General features: G+C 65.0%; 27 protein-coding genes. 17 read left to right on the top strand and 10 right to left on the bottom strand.

All coding sequences use genetic code 11. The features are described 5' to 3' along the window. Positions 1 to 180 precede the first annotated feature (180 nt). Positions 181 to 1,548, top strand: a complete 1,368-nt coding sequence (locus tag PNAP_RS09970; protein ID WP_157040256.1) for an ISNCY family transposase — start codon at positions 181 to 183, stop codon at positions 1,546 to 1,548. Positions 1,549 to 1,641: 93 nt separating this feature from the next. Here PNAP_RS09970 and fba read toward each other — a convergent pair whose 3' ends face one another. The 9 genes from fba to PNAP_RS09925 form a co-directional block, all read right to left on the bottom strand. Continuing rightward, positions 1,642 to 2,658 (bottom strand): class II fructose-bisphosphate aldolase, encoded by a 1,017-nt coding sequence (gene fba / locus PNAP_RS09965; protein ID WP_011801378.1) that lies wholly within the window; start codon positions 2,656 to 2,658, stop codon positions 1,642 to 1,644. A gap of 81 nt (positions 2,659 to 2,739) precedes the next feature. Beyond that, a complete protein-coding gene (locus PNAP_RS09960) occupies positions 2,740 to 3,942 on the bottom strand; it encodes a phosphoglycerate kinase (RefSeq protein ID WP_011801377.1) in 1,203 nt (400 codons plus the stop codon). Then, positions 3,939 to 4,955 carry a type I glyceraldehyde-3-phosphate dehydrogenase gene (gene gap / locus PNAP_RS09955; protein ID WP_011801376.1) on the bottom strand — a complete coding sequence of 339 codons (1,017 nt, stop codon included), beginning with the start codon at positions 4,953 to 4,955 and terminating at the stop codon, positions 3,939 to 3,941. The genes PNAP_RS09960 and gap overlap by 4 nt, the downstream gene beginning before the upstream one ends. A 70-nt stretch (positions 4,956 to 5,025) precedes the next feature. Next, a complete protein-coding gene (locus tag PNAP_RS09950) occupies positions 5,026 to 5,697 on the bottom strand; it encodes an HAD family hydrolase (protein WP_011801375.1) in 672 nt (223 codons plus the stop codon). A gap of 13 nt (positions 5,698 to 5,710) precedes the next feature. Continuing rightward, on the bottom strand, positions 5,711 to 7,792 hold the full coding sequence (gene tkt / locus PNAP_RS09945; RefSeq protein ID WP_011801374.1) for a transketolase: 2,082 nt from the start codon (positions 7,790 to 7,792) through the stop codon (positions 5,711 to 5,713). A 21-nt stretch (positions 7,793 to 7,813) separates the two neighbouring features. Next, the gene (locus PNAP_RS09940; protein WP_011801373.1) at positions 7,814 to 8,698 is read right to left on the bottom strand and encodes a phosphoribulokinase; all 885 of its coding nucleotides are present in this window, start codon (positions 8,696 to 8,698) and stop codon (positions 7,814 to 7,816) included. An 87-nt stretch (positions 8,699 to 8,785) separates the two neighbouring features. Then, a complete protein-coding gene (locus PNAP_RS09935; protein WP_011801372.1) occupies positions 8,786 to 9,880 on the bottom strand; it encodes a class 1 fructose-bisphosphatase in 1,095 nt (364 codons plus the stop codon). 43 nt (positions 9,881 to 9,923) lie between these two features. After that, positions 9,924 to 10,634, bottom strand: a complete 711-nt coding sequence (gene rpe / locus PNAP_RS09930) for a ribulose-phosphate 3-epimerase (protein ID WP_011801371.1) — start codon at positions 10,632 to 10,634, stop codon at positions 9,924 to 9,926. A gap of 9 nt (positions 10,635 to 10,643) precedes the next feature. Beyond that, complete coding sequence (locus PNAP_RS09925) at positions 10,644 to 11,405, bottom strand: HAD-IA family hydrolase (RefSeq protein WP_011801370.1); 762 nt, start codon at positions 11,403 to 11,405, stop codon at positions 10,644 to 10,646. A 139-nt stretch (positions 11,406 to 11,544) separates the two neighbouring features. Between PNAP_RS09925 and PNAP_RS09920 the strand changes: the two genes are divergently transcribed. From PNAP_RS09920 to PNAP_RS09905, 4 genes are all read left to right on the top strand, one after another. Beyond that, complete coding sequence (locus tag PNAP_RS09920) at positions 11,545 to 12,456, top strand: LysR family transcriptional regulator (protein ID WP_232290774.1); 912 nt, start codon at positions 11,545 to 11,547, stop codon at positions 12,454 to 12,456. Positions 12,457 to 12,582: 126 nt separating this feature from the next. Beyond that, positions 12,583 to 13,962: a ribulose-bisphosphate carboxylase gene (locus tag PNAP_RS09915; protein ID WP_011801368.1), complete on the top strand. Its 1,380-nt coding sequence runs from the start codon at positions 12,583 to 12,585 to the stop codon at positions 13,960 to 13,962. A 52-nt stretch (positions 13,963 to 14,014) separates the two neighbouring features. Beyond that, complete coding sequence (locus PNAP_RS09910) at positions 14,015 to 14,812, top strand: CbbQ/NirQ/NorQ/GpvN family protein (protein WP_011801367.1); 798 nt, start codon at positions 14,015 to 14,017, stop codon at positions 14,810 to 14,812. Positions 14,813 to 14,823: 11 nt separating this feature from the next. Beyond that, on the top strand, positions 14,824 to 17,124 hold the full coding sequence (locus tag PNAP_RS09905; RefSeq protein ID WP_011801366.1) for a vWA domain-containing protein: 2,301 nt from the start codon (positions 14,824 to 14,826) through the stop codon (positions 17,122 to 17,124). A gap of 74 nt (positions 17,125 to 17,198) precedes the next feature. Here PNAP_RS09905 and PNAP_RS26905 read toward each other — a convergent pair whose 3' ends face one another. Beyond that, positions 17,199 to 17,399, bottom strand: coding sequence for a hypothetical protein (locus PNAP_RS26905; RefSeq protein ID WP_157040255.1), 201 nt, complete (start codon positions 17,397 to 17,399; stop codon positions 17,199 to 17,201). A 185-nt stretch (positions 17,400 to 17,584) separates the two neighbouring features. Here PNAP_RS26905 and PNAP_RS09900 point away from each other — a divergent pair, with 185 nt between their 5' ends. The 12 genes from PNAP_RS09900 to PNAP_RS09845 all read left to right on the top strand — a co-directional run bounded on the left by PNAP_RS09900 (position 17,585) and on the right by PNAP_RS09845 (position 26,754). Then, on the top strand, positions 17,585 to 18,679 hold the full coding sequence (locus PNAP_RS09900) for a hydrogenase small subunit (protein ID WP_011801365.1): 1,095 nt from the start codon (positions 17,585 to 17,587) through the stop codon (positions 18,677 to 18,679). Positions 18,680 to 18,711: 32 nt separating this feature from the next. After that, positions 18,712 to 20,568, top strand: coding sequence for a nickel-dependent hydrogenase large subunit (locus PNAP_RS09895; RefSeq protein ID WP_011801364.1), 1,857 nt, complete (start codon positions 18,712 to 18,714; stop codon positions 20,566 to 20,568). Positions 20,569 to 20,609: 41 nt separating this feature from the next. Continuing rightward, positions 20,610 to 21,200 (top strand): HupE/UreJ family protein, encoded by a 591-nt coding sequence (locus PNAP_RS09890; RefSeq protein ID WP_011801363.1) that lies wholly within the window; start codon positions 20,610 to 20,612, stop codon positions 21,198 to 21,200. A gap of 15 nt (positions 21,201 to 21,215) precedes the next feature. Further along, positions 21,216 to 21,956, top strand: coding sequence for a Ni/Fe-hydrogenase, b-type cytochrome subunit (gene cybH / locus PNAP_RS09885; RefSeq protein WP_011801362.1), 741 nt, complete (start codon positions 21,216 to 21,218; stop codon positions 21,954 to 21,956). 86 nt (positions 21,957 to 22,042) lie between these two features. Next, positions 22,043 to 22,714 carry a HyaD/HybD family hydrogenase maturation endopeptidase gene (locus PNAP_RS09880; RefSeq protein WP_011801361.1) on the top strand — a complete coding sequence of 224 codons (672 nt, stop codon included), beginning with the start codon at positions 22,043 to 22,045 and terminating at the stop codon, positions 22,712 to 22,714. Between the two features lie 7 nt (positions 22,715 to 22,721). Then, on the top strand, positions 22,722 to 23,048 hold the full coding sequence (locus tag PNAP_RS09875) for a HypC/HybG/HupF family hydrogenase formation chaperone (protein ID WP_011801360.1): 327 nt from the start codon (positions 22,722 to 22,724) through the stop codon (positions 23,046 to 23,048). A gap of 22 nt (positions 23,049 to 23,070) precedes the next feature. Next, a complete protein-coding gene (locus PNAP_RS09870; protein ID WP_011801359.1) occupies positions 23,071 to 23,580 on the top strand; it encodes a thioredoxin domain-containing protein in 510 nt (169 codons plus the stop codon). 17 nt (positions 23,581 to 23,597) lie between these two features. Beyond that, entirely contained in the window at positions 23,598 to 24,464 is an 867-nt protein-coding gene (locus PNAP_RS09865) for a hydrogenase expression/formation protein (protein ID WP_011801358.1), read from the top strand. Further along, complete coding sequence (locus PNAP_RS09860; RefSeq protein WP_011801357.1) at positions 24,461 to 24,703, top strand: rubredoxin; 243 nt, start codon at positions 24,461 to 24,463, stop codon at positions 24,701 to 24,703. The genes PNAP_RS09865 and PNAP_RS09860 overlap by 4 nt, the downstream gene beginning before the upstream one ends. Positions 24,704 to 24,706: 3 nt before the next feature. Next, positions 24,707 to 25,249 (top strand): [NiFe]-hydrogenase assembly chaperone HybE, encoded by a 543-nt coding sequence (gene hybE, locus PNAP_RS09855; RefSeq protein ID WP_011801356.1) that lies wholly within the window; start codon positions 24,707 to 24,709, stop codon positions 25,247 to 25,249. Further along, entirely contained in the window at positions 25,242 to 26,414 is a 1,173-nt protein-coding gene (locus PNAP_RS09850) for a hypothetical protein (protein WP_011801355.1), read from the top strand. Before hybE ends, PNAP_RS09850 begins: the two co-directional genes overlap by 8 nt. Next, positions 26,407 to 26,754, top strand: a complete 348-nt coding sequence (locus PNAP_RS09845) for a hydrogenase maturation nickel metallochaperone HypA/HybF (protein ID WP_011801354.1) — start codon at positions 26,407 to 26,409, stop codon at positions 26,752 to 26,754. The genes PNAP_RS09850 and PNAP_RS09845 overlap by 8 nt, the downstream gene beginning before the upstream one ends. Positions 26,755 to 26,756: the final 2 nt, after the last annotated feature.

Raw genomic sequence — 26,756 nt, 5'->3', positions numbered from 1 at the left:
CAAAGCTACATGTCCAGTTTGATCAAGTAATTACTTAACATAATATACATCGTGGAATGTCGGCATGTAGGCGCTAAATAGTAATGTCGCATTTGTCCCAAATAGAAATGGCGCATTGTTGCCTCGTCCAGTTTCTGGGCTCGAGGAACAGTGATGTCAACTCCTACGGCAACTATTACCATGTCCATGCGCGAAACCGATCGTCTCAAGACCGTCCAGGCTGTGGTGGACCGCATGGCGCGTGTCGGCCAGGCTGCCGAGCAACTCGGGCTTAGCCGACGTCAGCTTGAGCGGCTAGTTCAGCGTTACAAGCACGACGGTGTCCAAGGGCTGGTCTCGCGCAAACGAGGCCGCCCCAGCAACCACCAATTGGCCCCTGGAGTCGCGCAACGCGCCCTTGGCCTGATCCAGGCGCGTTACCCGGACTTCGGCCCGACGTTGGCCTGTGAGAAGCTCATTGAATGTCATGGGCTCCAGCTCAGCGTAGAGACCGTGCGAGCTTTGATGATTGCGGCCGGATTGTGGACGCCGCGCAAACAGCGCGCAGCCAAAATCTACCAGCCGCGCAACCGCCGCGCCTGTGTTGGCGAACTCATCCAGATTGATGGCAGTGATCATGCCTGGTTCGAGTCTCGCTCGGCACCTTGCACGCTGCTGGTGTATATCGATGACGCCACCAGCCGGCTGATGCAACTGCACTTCGTGCCCACCGAATCGGCCTTTGCCTACTTCGAAGCCACACGCGCCTACCTTGAGCAGCACGGCAAGCCTGTGGCGTTCTACAGCGACAAGGCCAGCATCTTTCGCTCGGTGCGCGACTCAACCGACTTTGGCCGCGGAACCACCCAGTTCGGGCGTGTGCTCTTCGAGCTGAACATTGACATCTGGTGCGCCAACTCCAGCCAGGCCAAGGGCCGCGTCGAGCGGGCCAACCTGACGCTGCAGGACCGCCTGGTCAAAGAGCTGCGCCTGCGCGGAATCAACACGCGCGAGGCCGCCAACGCGTTCGCACCGCACTTCATGGCCGACTTCAACGCACGCTTTGCCAAGCCGCCGAAAAGCCAATTCGATGCGCACCGGCCCGTGCGCGACGATGAAGACTTGGACCTGCTGTTTACCTGGCGGCTTCAGCGAAAGGTCTCGCAGTCTCTGACGCTGCAGCATGACCGGGTGATTTACCTGCTTAAGGACACGCCGGTCAACCGTTCCTTGATTCACCGCTATATCGATGTTTTCGAATACCCCGACGGCCGGATTGAACTGAGGGCCGATGGCGCGAACCTGGCGTACGAACGCTACGACCGGTTGGCGCAGATGGACACAAGTGCGATCGTCGAAAACAAACGACTCAGCCACGTATTGCAGGCGGTACAGATCCTGCAGGCCCAGCGTGATGACCGGCACAAATCAGATACCCCCTCGCGAACCAATCAGGGAAAAGCCCCGTATCGACAAAAAGCTCAACCGGGCACGAAGCTCTCAAGTCAGTTCACGCCAGAAGACCTTGAACTTGCAGTCCTGAAAGTCTGCACAGGGACAACAGTGTGAGTTTGATTCGATCAAGATCAGTTAAGCGACATTTCTACTTTGCAGGGAATGCGACATCTGAACTTAGCATTGACACGGCAATTTACTTGCCATTCAGCCCATGGGCAAGGCCTTGATGCGCGACGCCTGCCCCGCGCAGCCAAAGGCCTCGAAGCGCGCCGTGCAGATGCTGCTGGCTGCTTTTTTGGCTGCCAGCAGCGCCTTGCGTGGATCGAACTCGCTACGCTGCTCGGCCAGCAACTGGCGCATCGCGCCGGTCATGGCCAGGCGGATGTCGGTGTCGATGTTGATCTTGCGCACGCCGCTTTGAATGCCGCGCTGGATTTCCTCGACCGGCACGCCGTAGGTTTCCTTGATGTCGCCGCCGAACCGGCGAATGATTTCCAGCCACTCCTGCGGCACGCTGGAACTGCCGTGCATCACCAGATGGGTGTCGGGAATCTGCGCATGGATGGCGGCGATGCGGTCGATGGCCAGGATGTCGCCGGTGGGCTTGCGGGTGAACTTGTAGGCGCCGTGGCTGGTGCCAATCGCAATCGCCAGCGCATCGACGCCGGTCTGTTGCACAAAATCCCTGGCCTGCAATGGGTCGGTCAGCATCATGTCGTGGGTCAGCTTGCCGACCGCGCCCACGCCGTCTTCCTCGCCCGCTTCGCCGGTTTCCAGGCTGCCGAGGCAGCCGAGTTCGCCCTCGACCGACACGCCCACGGCATGCGTCATCTCGGTGACGCGGCGCGTCACGTCCACGTTGTAGTCGTAGCTGGACGGTGTCTTGCCGTCGGCCAGCAGCGAACCGTCCATCATCACGCTGGTAAAGCCCGAGCGGATCGACTGGATGCACACGGCCGGCGATGTGCCGTGGTCCTGGTGAACCACCACCGGAATGTCCGGGTGCGACTCGACCGCCGCCAGCATCATGTGGCGCAGATAGGCTTCGCCCGCGTACTTGCGCGCCCCGGCCGAGGCTTGCAGGATGACCGGGCTGTCGGTCGCCTGGGCGGCTTCCATGATGGCCTGGATCTGCTCCAGGTTGTTGACGTTGAAGGCCGGAATGCCGTAGCCGTTTTCAGCGGCATGGTCGAGCATCTGGCGAAGGGAAATAAAGGCCATGGAAATCTCCTCGATTTATGAACAAAAAGTGGCGTTTACGCAGGTACGGCATGCGCAAGCAGCTATGTTTTCAATAGCGCATCAAAAAGCTGATGTTTCAGCGTGCTGCTGCAGAATCTCGAACGCCGGCAGCGTCTTGCCCTCCAGCACCTCCAGGAAAGCGCCGCCGCCGGTGGAGATGTAGCCCACGTCTTTCTCGATGCCGTATTGGGCAATCGCCGCCAGCGTGTCGCCGCCGCCGGCAATGCTGAAGGCGCTGGACTCGGCAATCGCGCGGGCGATGCCTTCGGTGCCCTTCGAGAAAGCCTCGAACTCGAACACGCCGACCGGGCCGTTCCAGACGATGGTGCCCGCCGACTTGAGCTGCGCTGCCAGCCTTGCGGCGGTGTCGGGGCCGATGTCCAGGATCAGGTCGTCATCCTCCACGTCGCCCGCCTGCTTCACGGTGGCGACGGCGTCGGCGGCAAAGCTCTTGGCGCAGACCACGTCGGTCGGAATCGGCACCTCGGCGCCGCGCGCCTTCATGGCCTCAATAACCGCCCTGGCCTCCTCCACCAGCCCCGGCTCGGCCAGGCTCTTGCCGATGTTCAGGCCGGCGGCCAGCATGAAGGTGTTGGCAATGCCGCCGCCGACGATGAGCTGGTCAACCTTGCTGGCCAGGCTTTGTAGAATGGTCAGTTTGGAGCTGACCTTGGAGCCGCCCACGATGGCGACCAGCGGGCGTTCTGGTTGGGCCAGTGCGCTGTTGATGGCATCGATTTCAGCGGCCAGCAGCGGCCCGGCGCAGGCGATCGGCGCGAATTGCGCGATGCCGTGGGTCGTGGCTTCGGCGCGGTGGGCGGTGCCGAAAGCGTCATGGACAAAGACATCGCACAGCGCGGCCAGCTTGCGGGAAAGCGCCTCGTCGTTGCTTTTTTCGCCGGCATTGAGGCGGCAGTTTTCCAGCAGCACCAGCTGGCCGGGCTCGACCGGCACGCCGTCCACCCAGCTTGAGACCAGCGACACCGGCCGTCCCAGCAGTTCGGACAGGCGCTCAGCCACGGGCGCCAGGCTGTCCCCGGGCTTGAAGCCCCCTTCTGCCGGCCGGCCCAGGTGACTGGTGACCATGACCGCCGCGCCAGCGTCCAGCGCCATGCGGATGCACGGCAGCGACGCCCGGATGCGGGTGTCCTCGGTGATGCGGCCGCTGGCGTCCTGCGGCACGTTCAGGTCGGCGCGGATGAAGACGCGCTTGTTCAGGCAAAAGCCGCTCTGGATGACATCGGAAAAACGCAGGACGTTCATCGCGCATCCCCTTTGAAGCCGCCGACGACCCGCGCCATCTCCAGGCACTTGTTCGAGTAGCCCCATTCGTTGTCGTACCAGGCGACGATCTTCACGAAGGTGCCGTCGAGCGCGATGCTCGCGTCCGCGTCAAAGATCGAGGTGCGCGTGTCGCCCCGGAAGTCGGTGGCGACGACCTTGTCCTCGGTGTAGCCCAGCACGCCCTTGAGCGCGCCTTCGCTTTGCGCCTTCATCTCGGCACAGATTTCCTTGAGCGTCGCTTCGCTGTTCAATTCGCAGGTCAGATCGACCACCGACACGTCGGACGTCGGCACGCGAAAGCTCATGCCGGTCAGCTTCTTGTTCAGCTCGGGAATCACCACGCCGACGGCCTTGGCCGCGCCGGTGGACGACGGAATGATGTTTTCCAGGATGCCGCGTCCGCCGCGCCAGTCCTTGTTGCTCGGGCCGTCAACGGTCTTTTGCGTGGCCGTGGCCGCGTGCACCGTGGTCATCAGGCCGCGCTTGATGCCCCATTTGTCGTTGAGCACCTTGGCGACGGGCGCCAGGCAGTTGGTGGTGCATGACGCATTGCTGATGATGGCCTGGCCGGCATAGGTGCCGTCATTGACGCCAAACACGAACATCGGCGTGTCGTCCTTGGAAGGCGCCGAGAAGATCACCTTCCTGGCGCCAGCCGTCAGGTGCTTTTCACCGGCGGCCTTGTCCAGAAAGAGGCCGGTGGCCTCCAGCACCACGTCGGCGCCGACTTCGGCCCACTTGAGGTTCAGCGGGTCGCGCTCCTGCGTCAGGCGGATGCGCTTGCCGTTGACGATCAGCGTGTTGCCTTCGACCGAAACCTCGCCCTTGAAGCGGCCATGCACCGAGTCGTACTGCAGCATGTAGGCCAGGTACTCGGGCTCCAGCAGGTCGTTGATGGCGACGATCTCGATGTCGCTGAAGTTCTGCACGGCGGCGCGCAGCACGTTGCGGCCAATGCGGCCGAAGCCGTTGATTCCCAGTTGGATGGTCATGACAATAAAAATCTCTTGAAATATTGGTAAAAAGTGGCTTTTGCGCAATAGCTACGGGCGCAGGCAGCTATCAATCAAGGAGCGCCGAGCAATCGGCGATCACCCGGTCCGGCGTGCAGGCTTCGATGGGCTGGCCCATGTTGTAGCCATAGGGCAGCGCCCAGACCGACAGCCCCGCATTGCGGGCCGTGGCCACGTCAATCGACGAATCGCCGACAAACAGCGCCCGCGCGCGCGGCACGCCGAACGCCGTCAGGCAGCTGTGGATGCCCGCCGGGTCGGGTTTCTTGGTCGGCAGCGTGTCGCCGCTGACGATCTGGTCGAACAGCGGCGTCAACTGGTGGGCGTCCAGCACCGTGGCCGTGTAGCGGCTTTCCTTGTTGGTGACCACGGCCAGCTTCACGCCGCGCCCGCGCAGGGCGACCAGCGTTTCGCGCACCTGCGGATACAGGCGGCTGCGGCTGCCGCAGCGGCGCTTGTAGTAGCGGTCGAACTCGCCGGCGATCAGCGTCAGGCTCTTGCTGTGGCGGATGGTGACCAGGTCGGTTTTTCCGCTGAAGGCCAGCGCCTGGATCAGCAGTTCGCGCGTGCCGTGGCCGATCCAGTCGTTGACCTGCTGCTGCGTCACTTCGGGCAGGTCGAAGCGGCGCAGCGTGTCGTTCACTGCGTCGGCAATTTCCGGCGCGGTTTCGACCAGCGTGCCGTCCAGGTCGAACATGATGAGGTCGTAGGGTTTGCGCATGGCGGCCTCGCGTTCAGTCGGTGGACAACAGGGCGGCTTCGGGCAGCGCGGCTTCGCACCTGGGCGCCAGCGCGCGCACCGCCTCGACCACGCGCTCGGTGGTGATGCCGAAGTGCGCGTACAAGTCCTTGGCCGGGGCCGATTCGCCAAAGCTGGCGATGCCCACGACCCGGCCGGTGCGGCCGACGTACTTGCGCCAGAAGTCCGGGTGCGCCGCCTCGATGGCGACTGCGGGCAGGTTAAGGGGCAGCACCGCTTCCTGATAAGCCTCGGACTGCCGGTCAAAGACGGACGTGGACGGCATGGACACCACGCGGGTGGCAATGCCCTCCTCCGCCAGCGCGGCCTGCGCCTGCATGGCCAGCTCCAACTCCGAGCCGGTGGCGATGATCACCGCCTGCGCGCCTATCATGTCAGACAGCACATAGCCGCCACGCCGGATCAGGCCGGTCATGCCGGCATCGGCCAGGCGCGGCAGGTTCTGGCGCGACAGGCACAGCACGCTCGGGCCGTCCTTGCACTCGATGGCCGAGGCCCAGGCGACGGCGGTTTCGAGCCCGTCGGCCGGGCGCCACACGTCCAGGCCGGGAATGATGCGCAGGCTGGGAATGTGCTCGACGCTCTGGTGCGTCGGGCCGTCCTCGCCCAGGCCGATGCTGTCGTGGGTGAAGACGTGGATCACCTGCAGCTTCATCAGCGCGGCCATGCGGATGGCGTTGCGGCTGTAGTCACTGAAGGTCAAAAACGTGCCGCCGTAGGGGATGAAGCCGCCGTGCAGCGCCATGCCGTTCATGATCGCGGCCATGCCGAACTCGCGCACGCCGTAGCTCAGGTGGTTGCCCCACTGGTCGCGGCCGGCCTTCACGCAGCCCTTGAAATTGGTCAGGTTCGAGCCGGTCAGGTCGGCGCTGCCGCCGAAGAACTCGGGCAGCAGCGGCGCCAGCAGGTCAAGCGCGTTCTGGCTGGACTTGCGCGTGGCGAAGGCCTCGGGCCGGGCGGCGATGGTGGCCAGCAGTCCGGGCAGTTGATCGGCGAATCCGGGCAGCAGGTCGCCGGCCATGCGGCGCTCGAATTCGGCCGCTTCCGCCGGAAACTGCGTGCGGTAGGCCTCGAAGCGCAAGCGCCAGGCGCGTTCGGCGCTCTGGCCGCGCGCCACGGCGTTCCAGGCGCTGGCCACCGCGTCGGGAATCTCGAACGGCGCGGCGCTCCAGCCCAGCGCCTCGCGGGTGGCGGCGACTTCGGCCGGGCCGAGCGCGGCGCCATGCACGTCGTGCGTGCCAGCCTTGTGCGGCGAGCCCATGCCGATCACGGTCTTGCAGCAGATCAGCGTCGGCTTGCCATCGGGCAGGCGGGCCTGCGCCTTGGCGGCGCGAATCGCTGCGTCCACGGCTGCCGCGTCATGGCCGTTTACCGCCGCAATCACGTTCCAGCCGTAGGCCTCGAAGCGCCTGGGCGTGTCGTCGGTGAACCAGCCTTCGACATGGCCGTCGATCGAGATGCCGTTGTCGTCGTACAGCGCCACCAGTTTGGACAGCCGCAGCGTACCGGCCAGCGAACAGGCTTCATGGCTGATGCCTTCCATCAGGCAGCCGTCGCCCATGAAGGCGTAGGTGAAGTGATCGACGATGGTGTGCCTGACGCCGCCCTCTTCTCCTTCTTCCCGGTTGAATTCCTGGGCCAGCAGCTTTTCGGCCAGCGCCATGCCGACCGCGTTGCTCAGCCCCTGGCCGAGCGGGCCGGTGGTGGTTTCCACGCCCGGCGTCAAGCCGACTTCGGGATGGCCGGGGGTCTTGCTGTGCATCTGGCGAAAGTTTTTGAGTTCGGTCATCGGCAGGTCGTAGCCGGTCAGGTGCAAGAGCGCATAGATCAGCATCGAGCCGTGGCCGTTGCTCAGCACGAAGCGGTCGCGGTCGGGCCAGTGCGGGTTGACCGGGTTGTGCTGCAAATGCCGGTTCCACAGCACTTCGGCGATGTCGGCCATGCCCATGGGGGCGCCGGGGTGGCCGGACTTGGCTTTTTCGACCGCATCGACGGCGAGCATGCGGATGGCGTTGGCCATCTGCCGGGCGAGTTCGGGGCTTGGGGTGTTGTTCATGGTGCGTGTCTCCTTGGGGATTCAGTTCGTGCCCAGCGCCCGCTTGCGGCGCTCCATCATTCGCCAGACAAAGGGCGTGAAGATCAGCTGCATGGCGAGTTCCATCTTGCCGCCGGGCACGACGATGGTGTTGGCCCGGCTCATGAAGCTGGCGTCGATCATGTTCAGCAAATACTGGAAGTCGATGCCCTTGGGCTTGGCAAAGCGGATCACCACCATGCTTTCGTCGGCCGAGGGAATGTCGCGCGCGATGAAGGGGTTGGAGGTATCGACCATCGGCACGCGCTGGAAGTTGACATGCGTGTGCATGAACTGCGGGCAAATGTAATTCACGTAGTCGGGCATGCGGCGCAGGATGGTGTCGGTCACCGCCTCGGTGCTGTAGCCGCGCTTGGACTTGTCGCGCCAGAGTTTCTGGATCCACTCCAGGTTGATGACCGGCACCACGCCGATGAGCAGATCGGGGTGCCGGGCGATGTTGATCTCGGGCGTGACCACGGCGCCGTGCAGGCCTTCATAGAACAGCAGGTCGGTGCCGTCGGGCACGTTTTCCCACGGCGTGAAGGTGCCCGGCTCCTGGCCGTAGGGCGCGGCCTCCTCGGGGTCGTGCAGGTACTTGCGGCGCTTGCCGGTGCCGCTTTCGGCGTAGTCGGCAAACAGCGTTTCCAGCTCCTCGAACAGGTTGTTCTCGGGGCCGAAGTGGCTGAAGTTCTTGTCGCCCGCCTGCTCGGCCTCCAGCGCCTTGCGCTTCATGGCCACGCGGTCGTGGCGGTGAAAGCTGTCGCCCTCGATGATGGCGGCGTTCACGCCTTCGCGGCGGAAGATGTTTTCAAACGTGCGGGTCACCGACGTGGTGCCCGCGCCGGACGAGCCGGTGATCGCGATGATGGGGTTGCGCTCGGACATGGCTGTCTCCCTAAGTTAAAAATATGGGTCAAAAAGGCCGTTTGCGCACGGCTGGCATGCGCAATCAGCTATCGAATAAATAGCAAATCAGCTGCGGAACAGGCTGCGCTCGGCAAACAGCGGGTTGTGCATTTCGGCCCTGGCCGGTTCGGCGTGGTAGCGCTCGATGCGCTCGACCTCGTTTTTCGAGCCGAAAATCAGGCCGATGCGCTGGTGCAGCGACGTGGGCTGAACGCCAAGCATCGGCTCGCGGCCGGTGCTGGCCCGCCCGCCCGCCTGCTCCATGATGAAGCCGATGGGGTTGGCCTCGTAGAGCAGGCGCAGCCGCCCGGGCTTGGCCGCGTCCTTGCTGTCGCGCGGGTACAAAAACACGCCGCCGCGCATCAGGATGCGGTGCGCCTCGGCCACCATGCTGGCGATCCAGCGCATGTTGAAGTCCTTGTCGCGCGGCCCGGTCTTGCCGGCCAGGCATTCGTCCACGTAGCGCTTGACGGGCGGCTCCCAGAAGCGGCTGTTTGAGGCGTTGATGGCGAATTCCTGCGTGTTCTCGGGCACCTGCAGCTTGTCGTGCGTGAGCATGAACTCGCCCAGCATCGGGTCGAGCGTGAAGCCGGCCACGCCGTTGCCCACGCTCAGCACCAGCATGGTGGTCGGGCCGTAGAGCGCGTAGCCGGCGGCGACCTGTTCGGCGCCGGGCTGGAAGAAATCGGCCTCGACCACGTCGCGGCCGCTCTCCACCGCCTCCTGCGGCGCGCGCAGGATGGAAAAGATGCTGCCCACCGACACGTTCACGTCGATGTTGCTGGAGCCGTCGAGCGGGTCGAACACCAGCAGGTACTTGCCGCGTGGATGCTCGGCCGGAATCTGGTAGGCGTCATCCATTTCTTCCGACGCCATGCCGGCCAGGTGGCCGCCCCACTCGTTCATGCGGGTGAAATACTGGTTGCTGATGACATCGAGCTTTTTCTGGGTTTCGCCCTGCACATTGATGGAGCCGCCCGCATCCGCATCGTGGTTGCCCAGCATGCCGCCGAGTTCGCCGAAAGCCACGGCGCGGGCGATGGCCTTGCAGGCCAGGGCGACGTCGAGGATCAGGGCGTTGAAGTCGCCCCGGGCATCCGGAAAGCGGCGCCGCTCCTGGATCAGGTACTGCGTGAGCGTGAAGCGTTTGTTCAATGGCATGGTGTGTCTCCTCGATTGTTGAAATTATGAAAATCTGATCTGATCAGCTGGCCTGGGCGGCGCGGCGCAGTTCATGCATCACGCGGTGGTAGCCGCCATCGGCATCCGGACTGCCGAACACGGCGCTGCCGGCCACGAAGGTGTCGGCGCCAGCGGCGGCAATCTGGCCGATGTTGCCGGTCTTCACGCCGCCATCGACTTCCAGCCAGATCGGCTGGCCCCCGGCGGCGCTGTGGGCGTCGATGCGGCGGCGCGCTTCGCGCAGCTTGGCCAGCGTGGCCGGAATGAAGGCCTGGCCGCCAAAGCCGGGGTTCACGCTCATCAGCAGCACGATGTCGAGCCGGTCCATCACATGGTCCATCCAGGCCAGCGGCGTGGCCGGGTTCAGGGCGATGCCGGCCTTGCAGCCGTGGTCGCGGATCAGCTGCAGCGTGCGGTCCACATGGCGGCTGGCCTCGGGGTGAAAGGTGATCAGGTTGGCGCCAGCCCTGGCGAACAGCGGAATCAACGCATCGACCGGCTCGACCATCAGGTGCACGTCGATGCCGATCTTGACGTGCGGGCGAATGGCTTCGCAGACCAGCGGGCCGATGGTCAGGTTGGGCACGTAGTGGTTGTCCATCACGTCGAAATGCACCAGGGCGGCGCCGGCGGCCTCGATGGCGCGCACTTCCTCGCCCAGACGGGAAAAGTCGGCGGACAAAATCGACGGGGCGATGCGCGGGAAGTCGGCGGCAGGGTTCAAGGCGTTCATGGCGGGCTTTCAGTCGGACGAAAACAGGGAAGAAGCAAGGCGCCAGGCCGGCGCCTCGGCATGCCAGGCGTGCAGGTGCGCAAGCGTCACGCCTTGCAGCGTGGGCAGGATGCGCAGCGCGCCGGTGAAGTCGTGGTGGGCGGTGAAGCCGTTGGGCGTGACCAGCGTGGCCAGCCCGGCCGCCAGGGCTGCCCTCAGCCCGTTGGACGAGTCCTCGAAAGCCAGGCAGCTGGCGGCCGGCAACTGCAGCCGCGCCAGGGTTTGCAGATAGACCTGCGGATGCGGTTTCTTGAGCGGCGCGGTCGAGGCGTCCTCGACCACCATGAAATACTGCTTCCAGTCCGGGCCGATGGCCTTGCGCAGCAGCGCGGCGATGTTGACCGGCGAGGTCGTGGTGGCAATCGCCAGGCGCAGCCTGGCCTGGCTGGCCGCTTCGATCAGCCGCAGCACGCCGGGGCGCAGCTGCACGGCGCCGTCCTGCACCGCGCTTTCATAGGCGGCGGTCTTGAATTCATGCAGACGGGCGATGGTGTCGCGCACGCCGGCGCCGCCGATGTCCTGCAGGTCCGGCTGGACCTGGCGCCAGTGGTGCAGCATGCGCTCCTTGCCGCCCGAGATGTCGAGCAGCCGGGTGTACAGCGCCTCGTCCCAGAACCAGTCCAGCCCCATGGCGGAAAAAGCCTGGTTGAACGCCGCGCGGTGCGCGCTTTCGGTGTCGGCCAGGGTGCCATCGACATCAAAAATCAGGGCTTGCAGTTCGCTGGCAGGCATGGGCTTCTTTCAACGGATTGGTGGGAATGGGGCCGTTGTCCAGCCCCGGTGAATCAACTTTAATGGCGCAAACTCATAAATTCCAATCACCTTTTATTCATCTATCATCAGCAAAAACTGATTATTGAAAGGCATGGTCATGCGCCCTTACACCCTCAAGCAGATGCAGACTTTCGTCGAGGTCGCCCGCCAGCGCTCGGTGTCCAAGGCGGCCGAGCGCCTCTTTGTGACCCAGCCGGCGGTGTCGATGCAGATCCGCCAGCTCGAAGACGCATTTGGCCTGCCGCTGATCGAACCGCTGGGCCGCAACATCCAGCTGACGCATGCGGGCGAGGCGTTTCTGGGCCATGCGATTGCCGCGCTGGGCCAGTTCAAGGATCTGGAAGCGCTGATGGCCGAGCATGTGGGCATGAAAAAGGGCCGCATCGACCTGGCCGTGGTCAGCACGGCCAAGTATTTCGTGCCCATGCTGCTGGTGCGGTTCAGGAAGCTGCATCCGGGCATCGACATCCAGTTGCGCATCGACAACCGCGAAAACATCCTGGGCATGATGGCGCGCTACGAGGCCGACCTGGTGGTGATGGGCCGCGCGCCCGGCAACCTGGACTGCGAGGCCACGCCGTTTGCGACCAATCCGCTGAGCATCGTCGCCGCGCCCGACCATGCCCTGGTGCGCCGCAAGACCCTGCCGTTTTCCGCGCTGGGCGAACACGGCTTCGTGGTGCGCGAACAAGGATCGGGCACGCGCGCGGCCATGGAGCGGCTGTTTGCCGATCAAAAAACGCCGCTGAACGTGGTGATGGAAATGCCCAGCAACGAAACCATCAAGCAGGCGGTGATGGCGGGCATGGGGCTGAGCTTTTTGTCGCGGCGTACCATGCGCCACGAGCTGGCCCACGGCTACATCGCGCTGGTGGACATCGAAGGCACGCCGCTGGTCGGCAACTGGTACATCACGCACCTGAGCCAGAAAAAACTCTCGCCCGCCGCGCTGGCCTTCAAGGAATTCCTGGTCGAACAGGGCGGCGCGCTGATGGACTCGTGGAGCTGAGGCGGTGGCAGCGATCTCCTTTAATCATCAGAAAAAACTGATCAGAGAAGAAATAAATTTGAATTTTCTTGATGAATGGTCCTCCCTATAGTCTGGTTCATCGCACCACACCACAGGAGAATTTGCATGGACCAATCGAACCGCTACGCCGACCTGAGCCTGAAGGAAGAAGACCTGATTGCCGGAGGCCGGCACATCCTGGTCGCCTACAAGATGAAGCCCAAGGCGGGCCACGGCTACCTGGAAGCCGCCGCCCACTTTGCCGCCGAGTCGTCCACCGGCACGAACGTCGAAGTCTCCACCACCGACGAGTTCACCAAGGGCGTCGATGCGCTGGTGTACCTGATCGACGAGGCCACCGAGGAAATGCGCATCGCCTTTCCGATGGACCTGTTCGACCGCAACATCCTAGATGGCCGCATGATGATCGTGTCCTTCCTGACGCTGGTGATCGGCAACAACCAGGGCATGGGCGACATCCAGCACGCCAAGATCTACGATTTCTTCATGCCGCCGCGCGCCATCCAGCTGTTCGACGGCCCGAGCAAGGACATCTCCGACATGTGGCGCATCCTGGGCCGCCCGGTGAAGGACGGCGGCTACATCGCCGGCACCATCATCAAGCCCAAGCTGGGCCTGCGCCCGGAACCGTTCGCGCAGGCGGCCTACCAGTTCTGGCTGGGCGGCGACTTCATCAAGAACGACGAGCCGCAGGGCAACCAGACCTTTGCGCCGATGAACAAGGTGATGCCGCTGGTCCATGACGCGATGAAGCGCGCCATGGACGAAACCGGCGAGGCCAAGCTGTTCTCGGCCAACATCACCGCCGACGACCACTATGAAATGCTGGCCCGGGGCGATTACATCCTGCGCACCTTCGGGCCGGACGCGGACAAGGTGGCCTTCCTGGTCGATGGCTATGTGGGCGGGCCGGGCATGATCACCACGGCGCGCCGGGCTTTTCCGAACCAGTATTTGCACTACCACCGCGCCGGCCATGGCGCGGTGACCAGCCCCAGCGCCAAGCGCGGCTACGACGCCTACGTGCTGGCCAAGATGAGCCGCCTGCAGGGCGCCTCGGGCATCCACGTCGGCACCATGGGCTACGGCAAGATGGAAGGCACGCATGACGACCGCGCCATCGCCTACATCATCGAGCGCGACAGCTACACCGGCCCGGCCTACCACCAGGAGTGGTACGGCATGAAGCCGACCACGCCGATCATCTCGGGCGGCATGAATGCGCTGCGCCTGCCGGGCTTCTTTGAAAACCTGGGCCACGGCAACGTCATCAACACCTCGGGCGGCGGCGCCTACGGCCACATCGACAGCCCGGCCGCCGGCGCCACGTCGCTGCGCCAGGCCTATGAATGCTGGAAAGCCAAGGCCGACCCGATTGAATGGGCCAAGGAGCATCCGGAATTCGCCCGCGCCTTCGCCTCCTTCCCCGGCGACGCCGACATGCTGTTTCCCGGCTGGCGCGACAAGCTGGCAAGCCACCGCTGAAAGCCAAGACGCCCAAAAGCATGCCGCGACGAACCCACCAGGCCAGCCCCACATGATGACTGCTATCCACTCCCATGACGCGCCCTTCTACCAGCCCCAGGGCAACGAGGTGGCGCTGTTCGAGGCGGCCTATGCCGCGCGCCTGCCGGTGATGGTCAAGGGGCCGACGGGCTGCGGCAAGTCGCGCTTCATCGAGGCCATGGCGCACCGGCTGGAGCGCCCGCTCATCACCGTGGCCTGCAACGAGGACATGACGGCGTCCGACCTGGTGGGCCGCTACCTGCTGGACGCCGGCGGCACCCGCTGGCAGGACGGCCCGCTGACGCTGGCCGCCCGCCAGGGGGCGATTTGCTACCTCGATGAAATCGTCGAGGCGCGGCAGGACACCACGGTGGTGATCCACCCGCTGACCGACCACCGCCGCCAGCTACCGCTGGACAAGAAGGGCGAGATGCTGCACGCGCACCCGGATTTCCAGCTGGTGATTTCCTACAACCCCGGCTATCAAAGTTTGCTCAAGGACTTGAAACCCTCGACCAAGCAGCGCTTTGTGGCGTTCGAGTTCGATTACCCGGCCGCGCCGCTCGAAGCGCAGATCGTCAGCCAGGAAACCGGGCTCGACGCGGCCCGCGCCGGGCAGCTGGTGCAAGTTGCCCATGCCGCGCGCCAGCTCAAGGGCCACGGGCTGACCGAAGGCATTTCGACCCGGCTGCTGGTCTATGCCGCCCGGCTGATGGTGGGCGGCGTCAATCCAGGCGAGGCTTGCCGCATGGCGCTGGTGCGTCCGATAACCGACGATGCGGACATCCGCCAGACGCTGGACCACACGATTGACGCGGTGTTTGGCTGAAGGTGGGCAGCATGGCCCGTTTACCTGATCTGTCCGGGATACCTTCACAGTTCGAAACCTGGCGCGCCCGGCTCGATTGCCCGTTCCCGGCGGTGCAGGCGGTGCTGGCCGACTGCCTGGGCGAAGCCGCCGGCCTGCTGAGTGCGGCGGGGCTGGACGCCTGGCTGGACTGCGCGCGGGCGCTGGGCAAGATGGGCCGGGGGCCGGAGCCGGTGCTGGCGCTGCTGCAGGCGTGGCCGCAGGTCGTGCAGACGCTGGGCGCTGGCGACCGCGCCGCCGAAAGCCTGCTGGCCGACGTGGCCGCCTTGCTGCAGGCGATGCAGAAGTCGCCCAACAGCGCCGCCATGGCCCCGTTGCTGCAAACCCTGCCCGCCGTGGCGCGCCGCCTGCTCGCAAGCGATCCGATGCGCCGCTACCTGTGCGCCGTGGCCGGCATGATGGCCCGCACCACGGTGTCGCTGCACGGCCACCACGCCACTTTTGCCAGCCCCGGCCTGCCGGTGCTGCTCGCGCAGGCGCCCCGGCTGCTGGGTGTGCTCAGCGTCAGCGGCCTGGCGCGCTGGGCCGATTACGGCGTGCGCCACTATGCAAGCCACCCCGAGCGCCAGCGCGACTATTTCGCCCTGCAGCTGCCCGACAGCCGCGCCGTGCTGCAGCGCGAGCGCCACGGCACGCTGCTGGCGGATGTGGAGCGCCAGCTGGAGCTGCTGCTGCGCGCGCTGTGGCAAGACCCGGCGCCGCTGCGCGCCTATGCGACCGGCCTGGAAGACGCCGCCGCCCCGGCCCCGTGGAGCACGCACCAGACGCCGAGCGACAGCCTGTGCCTGCCCGATGTGTATGACGGCCTGAACGGCGTTGCGGGGCTGGACCGCTACCGCGTCGCCGTGGCGCACCTGGCCGCGCACCGCCGCTGGAGCCAGCCGCTGCTGGCCGACAACCTGAGCCCGCTGCAGCGCCTGACCATCGAATGCCTGGAAGACGCCCGCATCGACCACCTGCTGCTGCGCCGCTATCCGGGGCTGCGATACGTGATGCTGGCCCTGCATCCGCGCCCGGTCGAAGGCGCCTGCGACCCGGAGTTGGTAAGCAGCCTGCGCCACCGGCTGGCCATGCTGTCGCGCGCCTTGCTCGACCCGGCCCACGGCTACGCCGATGCGGCGCTGAACCATTGCGTGGCTGCCTTCCATGCGCTGCTGGAAGATGGCAAGGAGTCCAGCACGCAGGCCATGCAGGCGCTGGCGCTGCAGCACGCCACCCGCACCCGCCGCCAGAGCGACCAGCTGGCGCGCGTTCATTTCACGGACACCGTGGTCAGCTACCGCGATGACAACCGCCACCTGTGGCGCTTCATTGAAGCGGGCGACGAGGAGGACAGCTTTGACCAGCCCCGCCCGCCCGCCGAGCAGGAAATGCCCGGCCTGCCGCCGCGCCACTACCCCGAGTGGGACGCGGCCAGCCAGAGCTACCGGCCCGACTGGGTCAGCCTGTACGAGTCGCTGCACCCTTCAGGCGATGCCGGCGCGATTGACGCGCTCTTGGCCCGCCATGCCGCGCTGGCGCGCCAGTTGCAGCAACTGCTCGACCGCCTCAAGCCGCAAAACCGGGTGCGCATCCGCTACCAGGAAGAAGGCAGCGAACTCGACCTGGACGTGGCGATTCGTTCGCTGATCGACTGGCGCGCAGGCAGTGCGCCCGACCCGCGCATCCTCATGAGCCACCGCACCGATGGCCGCAGCATTGCCGTGCTGGTGCTGCTGGATTTGTCGCATTCACTCAACGACGCCGTGCCCGGCAGCGGCCAGACGCGCCTGTCGCTGAGCCAGGAAGCCGTGGCCCTGCTGGCCTGGGCCATGGACCGGTTGGGCGACCCGTTCGCGCTGGCGGGCTTTCATTCGAACACCCGGCACGACGTGCGCTACCAGCACATCAAGGGCTTTGGCGAGCGCTGGATTGAGGCGCCCAAGGCCCGGCTGGCGGCGCTGCAGGCGCAGTATTCGACCCGCATGGGCGCCGCGCTGCGCCATGCCGCGCACACCCTGGGCGCACAGGCGAGCGACAAGAAGCTGCTGCTGGTGTTGACCGACGGCCGCCCGTCCGACGTGGACACGCCGGACGATCAGGCGCTGGTGGCCGACACCCGCCAGGCGGTGCAGGAACTGGCCCAGCAAGGCATTCACAGCCACTGCATCAGCCTGGACCCGCAGGCCGATGCCTATGTGCATGACATCTTTGGCCAGCATGCCACCGTGGTGGACCGGGTCGAGCAACTGCCCGAGCGGCTGACGCGCCTGTTTGTCAGCCTGACACGCTGATCCAGGGAAAAAAAGCATAAAAACAGCCTTTTGCGCAGGTGGCATATGCATTGATTGCTATCAAAAAATGAGTTCTATAAAGACACGGCAGGAAACTCCGTGTCTTTTTTTGTTTCTGGTTGACAAACCGGGTGGCTGACAAGCGCAGCGCAGAAACGCTGCGCTTGCATCACCGCCGTTTCCATCGCCTGAATACATGGCTTGCAAAAGTTACCAGCAACTGCAAGCCAACTATCCACCTGCCGCTGGATCAATCTCGACAGTGATTTTTCCAACGCTTATTTCTTCAATAAAAACAAGCACTTAAATCAAGTATTCAGGGTATTCCCGTGGTTTTTGTTATTTGGCGCGTGAATTGCAAAACAGAACGTGCCTGCGCATGAAGCCAGGACGTGACATCCGGTGTATTGAACATCCGGATGGTTGGCAAAGAGCAAGAAGCAACTGGAGACATCCCACAATGGAAACCTTTTACGAGGTGATGCGCCGCCAAGGCATATCCCGCCGCAGTTTTTTGAAATACTGCTCCCTGACCGCCACGTCCCTGGGCCTGGGCTCGTCCTTCGTGCCGCAGATCGCCCATGCGATGGAAACCAAGCCGCGCACCCCGGTGCTGTGGCTGCATGGCCTGGAATGCACCTGCTGCTCGGAGTCGTTCATCCGTTCCGCGCACCCGCTGGCCAAGGATGTGGTGCTGTCCATGATCTCGCTCGACTATGACGACACGCTGATGGCCGCCGCCGGCCACCAGGCCGAGGCCATCCTTGAAGAAATCATGGTCAAGTACAAGGGCAACTACATCCTGGCGGTGGAAGGCAACCCGCCGCTCAATCAGGACGGCATGAGCTGCATCATCGGCGGCAAGCCCTTCATCGAGCAGCTCAAGCATGTGGCCAAGGACGCCAAGGCCATCATCTCCTGGGGCTCGTGCGCCTCCTGGGGCTGCGTGCAGGCCGCCAAGCCCAACCCGACCCAGGCCACGCCGATCCACAAGGTCATCTTCGACAAGCCCATCATCAAGGTGCCGGGCTGCCCACCGATTGCCGAGGTGATGACCGGCGTGATCACCTACATGCTGACCTTCGACCGGATTCCCGAGCTGGACCGCCAGGGCCGGCCCAAGATGTTCTACAGCCAGCGCATCCACGACAAATGCTACCGCCGCTCCCACTTTGACGCCGGCCAGTTCGTCGAGAAGTTCGACGACGAGTCGGCGCGCAAGGGCTACTGCCTCTACAAGGTCGGCTGCAAGGGACCGACCACGTACAACGCCTGCTCGACCACGCGCTGGAACGAAGGCACGAGCTTTCCGATCCAGGCCGGCCACGGCTGCATCGGCTGCTCGGAAGACGGCTTCTGGGACAAGGGCTCGTTTTACGACCGGCTGACCGGCGTGGACCAGTTCGGCATCGAGGCCAACGCCGACAAGGTCGGCGGCGCTGCGGCCGGCGTCGTCGGCGCTGCTGCCGTGGCGCATGCCGCCGTGTCGGCCATCAAGCGGGCCACGCAAAAAAGCGACAAGCCCAAGAGTGACGCGGCGCTGTCCGATCACTGACGCGCCAACCCAACGACAACCAAGGACTACAAATGGGTGCTTACGAAACTCAAGGCTTCAAGATGGACAACTCCGGCCGCCGCGTGGTGGTGGACCCGGTGACCCGCATCGAAGGCCATATGCGCTGCGAGGTCAACCTCGACAGCAACAACGTGATCCGCAACGCGGTCTCCACCGGCACCATGTGGCGCGGGCTGGAGGTGATTCTCAAGGGCCGCGATCCGCGCGACGCCTGGGCGTTTGTCGAGCGCATCTGCGGCGTCTGCACCGGCTGCCATGCGCTGGCCTCGGTGCGCGCGGTGGAAGATGCGCTGGGCATCGTGATTCCGAAGAACGCCTACCTGATCCGCGAGATCATGGCCAAGACGCTGCAGGTGCATGACCATGCGGTGCATTTCTACCACCTGCATGCGCTGGACTGGGTCGATGTGGTGTCGGCCCTGAAAGCCGACCCGAAGAAAACCTCGGAGCTGCAGCAGGCGGTGTCGCCGAGCCACCCGATGTCCTCGCCCGGCTATTTCCGCGACATCCAGAACCGGCTGAAGAAGTTTGTCGAAAGCGGCCAGCTCGGCCCCTTCATGAACGGCTACTGGGGAAGCAAGGCCTATGTGCTGCCGCCCGAGGCCAATTTGATGGCGGTCACGCATTACCTCGAAGCGCTGGACCTGCAAAAGGAATGGGTCAAGATCCACACCATTTTCGGCGGCAAGAACCCGCACCCGAACTACCTGGTGGGCGGCATGCCCTGTGCCATCAACCTGGACAAGGACGGGGCTGCGGGCGCCCCGGTCAACATGGAAAGGCTGAACTTCATCGAGGCGCGCATCCGGGAGATGATCGAGTTCAACAACAACGTCTATATTCCGGACGTGCTGGCCATCGGCACCCTGTACAAGAATGCCGGCTGGCTCTACGGCGGCGGCCTGGCGGCCACCAACGTGATGGACTACGGCACCTATGAAAAGGTCATGGGCGACCGCAGCACCCAGAAGCTGCCGGGCGGCGCGATCCTGAACGGCAACTGGGACCAGATCCTGCCGGTCGATGTGCGCGACCCGGAACAGGTCCAGGAATTCGTCACCCACAGCTGGTACAAGTACGGCGACGAAACCAAGGGGCTGCACGGCTGGGACGGCGTGACCGAGCCCAACTACGTCCTGGGCGCCAAGACCAAGGGCACGCGCACCAACATCCAGGAAATCGACGAAAGCGCCAAGTACTCGTGGGTCAAGTCGCCGCGCTGGCGCGGCCATGCGATGGAGGTCGGGCCGTTGTCGCGCTACATCCTGGGCTACGCGCACGCCCAGCAGGGAAACAAGAACTGCCAGCGGGTCAAGGAGCAGATCGACAGTTCCGCCCAGATCATCAACCACACCTTCCCCAAGGCGCTGGGCATCCCGGAAACGCAGTACACCGTCAAGCAGCTGATGCCGACGACGATAGGCCGGACCCTGGCGCGCGCGCTGGAGTCGCAGTACTGCGCCGAGATGATGATGGACGACTTCAAGGAAATGGTCGCCAACATCAAGGCCGGCGATGTTGCCACCGCCAATGTCGAGAAATGGGACCCGGCCACCTGGCCCAAGGAAGCCAAGGGCGTGGGCGTGGTGGCCGCGCCGCGCGGCGCGCTCGGGCACTGGATCAAGATCAAGGACGGGCGCATCGAGAACTACCAGTGCGTGGTGCCCAGCACCTGGAACGCGAGCCCGCGCGACCACAAGGGCCAGATCGGCGCTTTCGAGGCCAGCCTGATGAACACGCCGGTGGCGGACCCGGAGCAACCCGTGGAAATCCTGCGCACGCTGCATTCCTTCGATCCGTGCATGGCCTGCTCGACCCATGTGATGAGCCCGGACGGCCAGGAACTGACCTCCGTCAAAGTCCGGTAAGCACGGCTTCACCCTACCCCATCATTTCGAGGAGTTCCTTCATGCTCAAACTCAATTCCCGGCGCCTGGCCACTGCTGCTGCGCTGGTGCTGGCCGCCGGTGCGGCCCAGGCCCATCCGGGTCACGGCGCGGCAGGCTTTGCCGACGCGCTGGCCCATCCCTTCATGGGGCTGGACCATCTGCTGGCCATGGTGGCCGTCGGCGCCTGGTCGGTGGCGGCCTTGCCTGCCGGGCGCCGGCTGGCTGGCCCGGCGGTCTTTTTGCTGATGCTGCTGGCCGGCGTGGCGCTGGCCTGGTCGGGTGTCATGCTGCCCGGCGTCGAAGCCGGCGTGGCCATCAGTGTGACGCTGTTTGGCGTCATGCTGCTGGCAGGCCGCCGCCTGCCGGCTGTGCCCGGCCTGCTGATGGTCGGCGCGGCAGCCTTGCTGCATGGCAGCGCGCACGGCAGCGAACTGGTTCCGGGCACCGACATGCTGGTCACGGCATCGGGCATCGCGGTCGCCTCGGCGGCGCTGCATGCGCTGGGCTTGATGGCTGGCATCCGGCTGCAGGCGATGGGGTCATGGGCCACGCAGCTGGCAGCGGCGCTGCTGGGCAGTTCGGGCCTGGTGATGCTGGCCACGCGGTTGTAAACAGGAAAGCCAGCCATGTCCGCCACCCCTTTACCCCTTGCGCCCACGCCGTCAGGCGATGCGGATTTCGATGCGATGGAGGTCGCCAGAGCCAGGTCCATCAAGTCGGTCTATGTCTATGAAGCCCCGGTCCGCGTCTGGCACTGGATCAATGCCCTGGCCATCACGGTGCTGGGCGTCACCGGCTACTTCATCGGCTCGCCGCTGCCGACCATGCCCGGCGAGGCCAGCGACCACTTCGTGATGGGCTACATCCGGTTTGCCCACTTTGCCGCCGGCTATCTGCTGGCCATCGGCCTGCTCGGGCGCATCTACTGGGCCATCGTGGGCAACCACCATGCCCGGGAAATGTTCTGGGTGCCGATTTTCCAGCGCGCCTACTGGGTCGAAGTGCTGGGCATGCTCAAGTGGTATGCCTTCCTCACCGAGCGTCCGGGCCGCTATGTCGGGCACAACCCGCTGGCCCGCTTTGCCATGGTCTTCAGCTTTTTGCTGACGGCCGTGTTCATGGTGCTGACCGGGTTCGCCCTGTATGCGGAGGGATCGCAGGCCGGCTCGTGGCAGGACAAGGCGTTCGGCTGGATCATTCCGCTGTTCGGCCAGTCGCAGGATGTGCATACCCTGCATCACCTCGGTCTGTGGGTGCTGCTGTCGTTCGTGATTGTCCACGTCTATGCGGCCATCCGCGAGGACATCATGGGGCGCTCAAGCGTCATCAGCACCATGATCTCGGGCTACCGCACGTTCAAGGACTGAGCAGGCAGCACGCCATGCAAAGCGGACCAGCGTTTGGAGGCGATGCCGCCTCCCGCCCGCCATAACATTTTTTCGAGGTACACCTTATGCGCAAAAATCCGCCCGAAAACGCCTGCCACGGAGATGGTGACCAGCCCGAAACCATCTGCGTGATGGGCATTGGCAATGTCCTGTGGGCCGACGAAGGCTTTGGCGTGCGCTGCATCGAGGCCTTGCAGCAGCGCTACGAGTTCGCCCCCCATGTCAGCCTGATCGATGGCGGCACGCAGGGGCTGTACCTGATCCAGCATGTGCAGGAGGCGACGCGCCTGCTGATCTTCGATGCCGTCGATTACGGCCTGGCGCCCGGCACCCTGAAGCTGGTCGAGGACGACGAGGTGCCGCGCTTCATGGGCGCCAAGAAAATGAGCCTGCACCAGACCGGCTTTCAGGAGGTGCTGTCCCTGGCCATGCTGACCGAAAAATACCCCAGGTCGGTGCTGCTGATCGGCTGCCAGCCCGAGTACCTGGAAGATTACGGCGGCAGCCTGCGGCCCCGGGTCAAACTCGCGCTCGAAGACGCCCTGGCCCACGGACTGGCCACCCTGCGCGAGTGGGGCGCCAGGCCGACGCTGCGCACCCAGCCCCTGAGCATGCACGACGCCGTCACCTTTTGCGAACTGGACCTGCTGCGCTATGAGGACGAGCGCCCGTCCGAAACCGAAGCCTGCCGCTCGGGCGATGACCGTTTTTTCCCCGCCACCCCGCAAACCGCCTGAGGCCGCCATGTGTATCGGAATTCCCATGCAGGTGCTGTCGCTCGAACCGGGGCATGCCAATTGCCAGGGCCGGGGCCAGGCGCGCCGTGTTCGCACCGCCCTGGTCGGCAGCGTGGCGGCTGGCGACTGGCTGCTGGTTTTCCTGGACAGCGCGCAGGAATGCATCGACGCGCAGCGGGCGCAGGAAATCAACGCAACCCTGGACCTGCTGGAGGCGGTATTGCAGGGCCATGAAACGAAGAACACGCCGGACCGGCTCGACCACGTTGCCTTTGAACTGCCTTCGCGCATGAGCCGCGAGCAGCTGCTGGCACTGTCCACCGGCATTTATTAACCCGTCTGGAGAAACAAGCATCATGAACACCGAAACATCAGGCTCCGAAACCCTCGTCAGGCTGCCGGTGCAGCCGCCCAAGGCCACTCCGCCCGATTCACCCCTGGTGCAGCGGCTGGTGACGGACTTCGGCGCCACCTGGGTCGATGAAAAAAGCGTTCAGGACTGGGCCGCGCTCGGCGGCGACCGGGTGGTTCTGCTGGCGGGCGACGCGGTGCGCTTTCCCGAAGGCCAGGATGTGGCCGTGGTGTTGCCCGAGCTGCGCCGCTCGGCGTCGCGCCGGTTTGAAATCGCCGTGGTGCCGCGCGACCAGGAAGAAGCGCTGGCGCGGCGCTACGGCTCGAACCGCTGGCCGACCCTGCTGTTCCTGCGCGACGGCCGGTACGTCACCACCCTGCCCGGCATGCACGACTGGGAGGAATATGTCCACGAAGTCGAACGCGCGCTGGCCATGCCGGTGTCGCGCGCGCCGACCATCGGCATTCCCGTCGTGAGCGCCAATGCCGCGTCCAGCGATGCATCCTGCCATTGAAACCTGAGGTGAACCCCATGAAAGATTTTCCCATCCCGGTGCGAACCATCGGCCCGGGCAGCCAGCCGGAAGAAGACGTGCTGGACTACATGCCGATGCCGCAGGGCATGGAAACCTTCCGCGCGCCCCTTCTGCCCGAGCCCGAAGAGGTGGCCAGCCTGGTGCTGGCCTGCGCGGCGCTGCGCGAATCGCTGGTCCAGCTGGGCCATGCCCTGCAGGAGGGCGGCAACCGCAGCGTGAGCCTGAACGGGCTGCCCGAAGCCGACCTCAAGCTCATCAACACCGTGCTTGGCGAAGGCGAAGTCAGCGCGCTGGTAACGACCCAGGGCGATGACTCGACCGAGCTGCGGGTGCAGGAGTCGGTGTTTGCGGGCGTCTGGCGCGTCGTGCAGACCGCCAATGGCCGGGTGGTGTCCGACACCATCGAGCTCGGCTATGTGCCGCAAGCCCTGAAAGAAACGGCCCGGCAGGACGTGCAGGCAAGCATGCCGCGCTGGCAAGGCCCGCTGCCGCCCAATGTGCAGAACGCGCCCCTGCTGATGTCGGAAATCGAGGACCAGTGGAAGCTGTGGCAACCCGGCCAGAGCGCCTACGTCGTCAACCTGACGCTGCTGCCGATGTCGGTGGAAGACATCGGCTTCATGGACCACCACCTGGGCACCGGGCGGGTGCTGATCCTCTCGCGCGGCTACGGCAACTGCCGCATCACCAACACCTGCATGCCCAACACCTGGCGCGTGGTGTATTACAACTCGCAGGACCTGGTGATCCTGAACACCGTCGAAGTGACTGAACTGCCCGACGTGGCGCAGGCCGCCAGGGAAGACCTGGAAGATTCCCATGAGCGCCTCAAGGAAGTGCTCGAATGGGTGGAGCACGCATGAACTCCAGCAGCGCGCCGCGCTTTGAAGGCAGCTACCTGGGCAGCAGCGCCAAGCTGCCGGCCTCGGCACGCCTGGAGTGCAAGATCTGCTGGTGGGTCTATGACCCGGCGCTGGGCGATGAGGTCTGGCAGATCGAGCCTGGCACGGCCTTCACCGACCTGCCGGCGCACTGGCGCTGCCCGGTCTGCGACGGCGATGCCGAGCAGTTCATGGTGCTGCTCGGCAGCGGCGAGGGCTGAGCCATGCACAGCACCGACAGCCCCGTTCTCAGCCTGCGCGTGAAGGCCCTGGCGGCCTTGTACCAGCACATTGCCAGCACGCGCATGCAAGGCATTCCGCTGCTGAACCCTGCCGTGCAGGTGGAGGCCGTGGGGTTTGAGCTGGTCAAGCCGGAGGGCAACGAGCCCGAAACCACTGGCATCGGCGTGCTTATCACGCCCTGGTTCATGAACCTGGTCTGGCTGCCGCTGCGGCGACTGGACCTCGCGAAGCAGGTGGGAAGCAAGGTTCCGCGCTACGTCGGGCGCGAATGTTTCGAGTTCATTGCTGCGCACGAAGACGGCTTTGGCAGCTATGAAGCCTGTTCCTTGTTCTCCCCGGTGTTTGAGTTTGAAAATCACCAGGCCGCCGTGGCCACGGCCCAGGCCGTGCTGGACACGCTGCGGCAACCGGCGAGCGCTGCGGCCCAGGCGGTCTTGCCGCAAGCCCCTGCGCGCCGCGCCTTCCTCTTCGGGCGATCCAGCGCCGTGGCTGCGCCCGGCAGACTGGAGGCTGGCCGTGGCTGAGGCTTCACTTTCGCTGGACCGGCTGGCAGGCGCCCTGACGGTTCGGCCCGGCCTGGCCGCACCCGGCAACCTGATGAGCACCCGTCCGGACTGGGTGGCGCACCTCACCCAGGGAAAGCCTGCCAGTACGCTTCCCGACCTTCTGGGCAGTCTTTTCAACCTGTGTGGACAGGCGCACCGGCTGTGCGCCAGCCTGGCCCTGCAGGCCGCTGGCGGTCAAACCGGGTCGCTGACTGACACCGCCCGCAGCACGCTGCAAACCGAGACGCTGCGCGAGCACCTGCGCCGCATTGGCCTGGACTGGCCAGGGCAGCTGGCGGCAACTCCCGAGGCCTGCTGCCGCGCTCAGACACTGGCCTTGAAAGCCTTGCAGGCTTGCCCTTTGTCCATGGCCGCATCCCCTGCCGGGCAAACCCTGGATTTCCCCGGCCTGCAAGCGTGGCTGGGCCAACAACTGCTGGGAATGCCCGCCCGGCAATGGCTCAGGCAATGGGAATGCAATCCGCACGACTTCATGAGTGCCTGGTGCGCCAGCACGCCTTTGTGGCTGCCCGAATTGCTGCAAGGCTGCAAGTCCGTGGCGGACCTGGCAATGCCCGGCGCGCCAGCATTGCGTCCGCATGCCTCGCGCCAGGACTTGCTGGCACTGGCCGGTGATTTGCGCAGCACGCCGTCGTTCACCCGGCAGCCGCTTTGGCGCGGCCACTGCGCGGAAACAGGACCCTGGACCCGGCTGAACCAGCACGCCCCGGCGCGCTTTGACACCCCCTGGCTGCGACTGGGCGCCAGGCTGGCGGAACTGGTTCGGTTGTCGCTGCCTGACGAGGCGCGGTGCAACGGCCCGTACTGGCTGCAGGCCGGCAGCGTCTGCCTGGGCGATAACGAGGGGCTGGCCTGGATCGAGATGGCGCGCGGCCTGCTGGTCCACTCGGTGCAGCTCGATGGGCCAGGCCTTGGCGCGCGCGTGCTGGCCTGCCGCGTGGTGGCGCCCACGGAATGGAATTTCCACCCCCAAGGCGCGGTGGCCCAGGTGCTGGCCACCCTGCCGACCGGCTTCACCCCGGAGATCGAGCAGCGTATCCTTGCCTTGATGGCGGCTTTTGACCCGTGCGTCAGGTTCGCGTTGAGCCCGTCCGCCCTGCTGAAGGAGAAATGTGATGCATGAAGCCAGCCTGGCCGGCGGAATCTTGAAGCTGGTCGAAGATGCCGCACGGCGCGAGGCCTTTCAGCGCGTGACCGTGCTGCGGCTGGAAGTCGGCCAACTGGCCGGCGTCGAGTTGCGCGCGCTGAAGTTCGCGCTCGAAGCGATTGCGCCGGGCACCGCGCTGGACGGCGCACGCCTGGAGTTTGAAGAGCCCGCCGGGCAGGCCTGGTGCATGGCCTGCAGCCAGACCGTGCCTTTGGCGGCGCGCGGCATGGCCTGCACGGGCTGCGGCAGTTACCAGTTGCAGCCCACCGGCGGCACTGAATTGCGTGTGATGGATATGTTGGTAGCCGACGAATAAAG

This window comes from Polaromonas naphthalenivorans CJ2 (assembly GCF_000015505.1).
GTDB lineage: Bacteria > Pseudomonadota > Gammaproteobacteria > Burkholderiales > Burkholderiaceae_C > Polaromonas > Polaromonas naphthalenivorans.
Note: the sequence above shows the minus strand (reverse complement) of the source record. Positions and strands in the feature narration are given on the sequence as shown.

Bases quoted from the DNA above. Each gene is read 5' to 3' on its own strand.
- PNAP_RS09970 (WP_157040256.1), top strand. From the start codon at position 181: ATGTCCATGCGCGAAACCGATCGTCTCAAGACCGTCCAGGCTGTGGTG.
- fba (WP_011801378.1), bottom strand. From the start codon at position 2,658: ATGGCCTTTATTTCCCTTCGCCAGATGCTCGACCATGCCGCTGAAAAC.
- PNAP_RS09960 (WP_011801377.1), bottom strand. From the start codon at position 3,942: ATGAACGTCCTGCGTTTTTCCGATGTCATCCAGAGCGGCTTTTGCCTG.
- gap (WP_011801376.1), bottom strand. From the start codon at position 4,955: ATGACCATCCAACTGGGAATCAACGGCTTCGGCCGCATTGGCCGCAAC.
- PNAP_RS09950 (WP_011801375.1), bottom strand. From the start codon at position 5,697: ATGCGCAAACCCTACGACCTCATCATGTTCGACCTGGACGGCACGCTG.
- tkt (WP_011801374.1), bottom strand. From the start codon at position 7,792: ATGAACAACACCCCAAGCCCCGAACTCGCCCGGCAGATGGCCAACGCC.
- PNAP_RS09940 (WP_011801373.1), bottom strand. From the start codon at position 8,698: ATGTCCGAGCGCAACCCCATCATCGCGATCACCGGCTCGTCCGGCGCG.
- PNAP_RS09935 (WP_011801372.1), bottom strand. From the start codon at position 9,880: ATGCCATTGAACAAACGCTTCACGCTCACGCAGTACCTGATCCAGGAG.
- rpe (WP_011801371.1), bottom strand. From the start codon at position 10,634: ATGAACGCCTTGAACCCTGCCGCCGACTTCCCGCGCATCGCCCCGTCG.
- PNAP_RS09925 (WP_011801370.1), bottom strand. From the start codon at position 11,405: ATGCCTGCCAGCGAACTGCAAGCCCTGATTTTTGATGTCGATGGCACC.
- PNAP_RS09920 (WP_232290774.1), top strand. From the start codon at position 11,545: ATGCGCCCTTACACCCTCAAGCAGATGCAGACTTTCGTCGAGGTCGCC.
- PNAP_RS09915 (WP_011801368.1), top strand. From the start codon at position 12,583: ATGGACCAATCGAACCGCTACGCCGACCTGAGCCTGAAGGAAGAAGAC.
- PNAP_RS09910 (WP_011801367.1), top strand. From the start codon at position 14,015: ATGATGACTGCTATCCACTCCCATGACGCGCCCTTCTACCAGCCCCAG.
- PNAP_RS09905 (WP_011801366.1), top strand. From the start codon at position 14,824: ATGGCCCGTTTACCTGATCTGTCCGGGATACCTTCACAGTTCGAAACC.
- PNAP_RS09900 (WP_011801365.1), top strand. From the start codon at position 17,585: ATGGAAACCTTTTACGAGGTGATGCGCCGCCAAGGCATATCCCGCCGC.
- PNAP_RS09895 (WP_011801364.1), top strand. From the start codon at position 18,712: ATGGGTGCTTACGAAACTCAAGGCTTCAAGATGGACAACTCCGGCCGC.
- PNAP_RS09890 (WP_011801363.1), top strand. From the start codon at position 20,610: ATGCTCAAACTCAATTCCCGGCGCCTGGCCACTGCTGCTGCGCTGGTG.
- cybH (WP_011801362.1), top strand. From the start codon at position 21,216: ATGTCCGCCACCCCTTTACCCCTTGCGCCCACGCCGTCAGGCGATGCG.
- PNAP_RS09880 (WP_011801361.1), top strand. From the start codon at position 22,043: ATGCGCAAAAATCCGCCCGAAAACGCCTGCCACGGAGATGGTGACCAG.
- PNAP_RS09875 (WP_011801360.1), top strand. From the start codon at position 22,722: ATGTGTATCGGAATTCCCATGCAGGTGCTGTCGCTCGAACCGGGGCAT.
- PNAP_RS09870 (WP_011801359.1), top strand. From the start codon at position 23,071: ATGAACACCGAAACATCAGGCTCCGAAACCCTCGTCAGGCTGCCGGTG.
- PNAP_RS09865 (WP_011801358.1), top strand. From the start codon at position 23,598: ATGAAAGATTTTCCCATCCCGGTGCGAACCATCGGCCCGGGCAGCCAG.
- PNAP_RS09860 (WP_011801357.1), top strand. From the start codon at position 24,461: ATGAACTCCAGCAGCGCGCCGCGCTTTGAAGGCAGCTACCTGGGCAGC.
- hybE (WP_011801356.1), top strand. From the start codon at position 24,707: ATGCACAGCACCGACAGCCCCGTTCTCAGCCTGCGCGTGAAGGCCCTG.
- PNAP_RS09845 (WP_011801354.1), top strand. From the start codon at position 26,407: ATGCATGAAGCCAGCCTGGCCGGCGGAATCTTGAAGCTGGTCGAAGAT.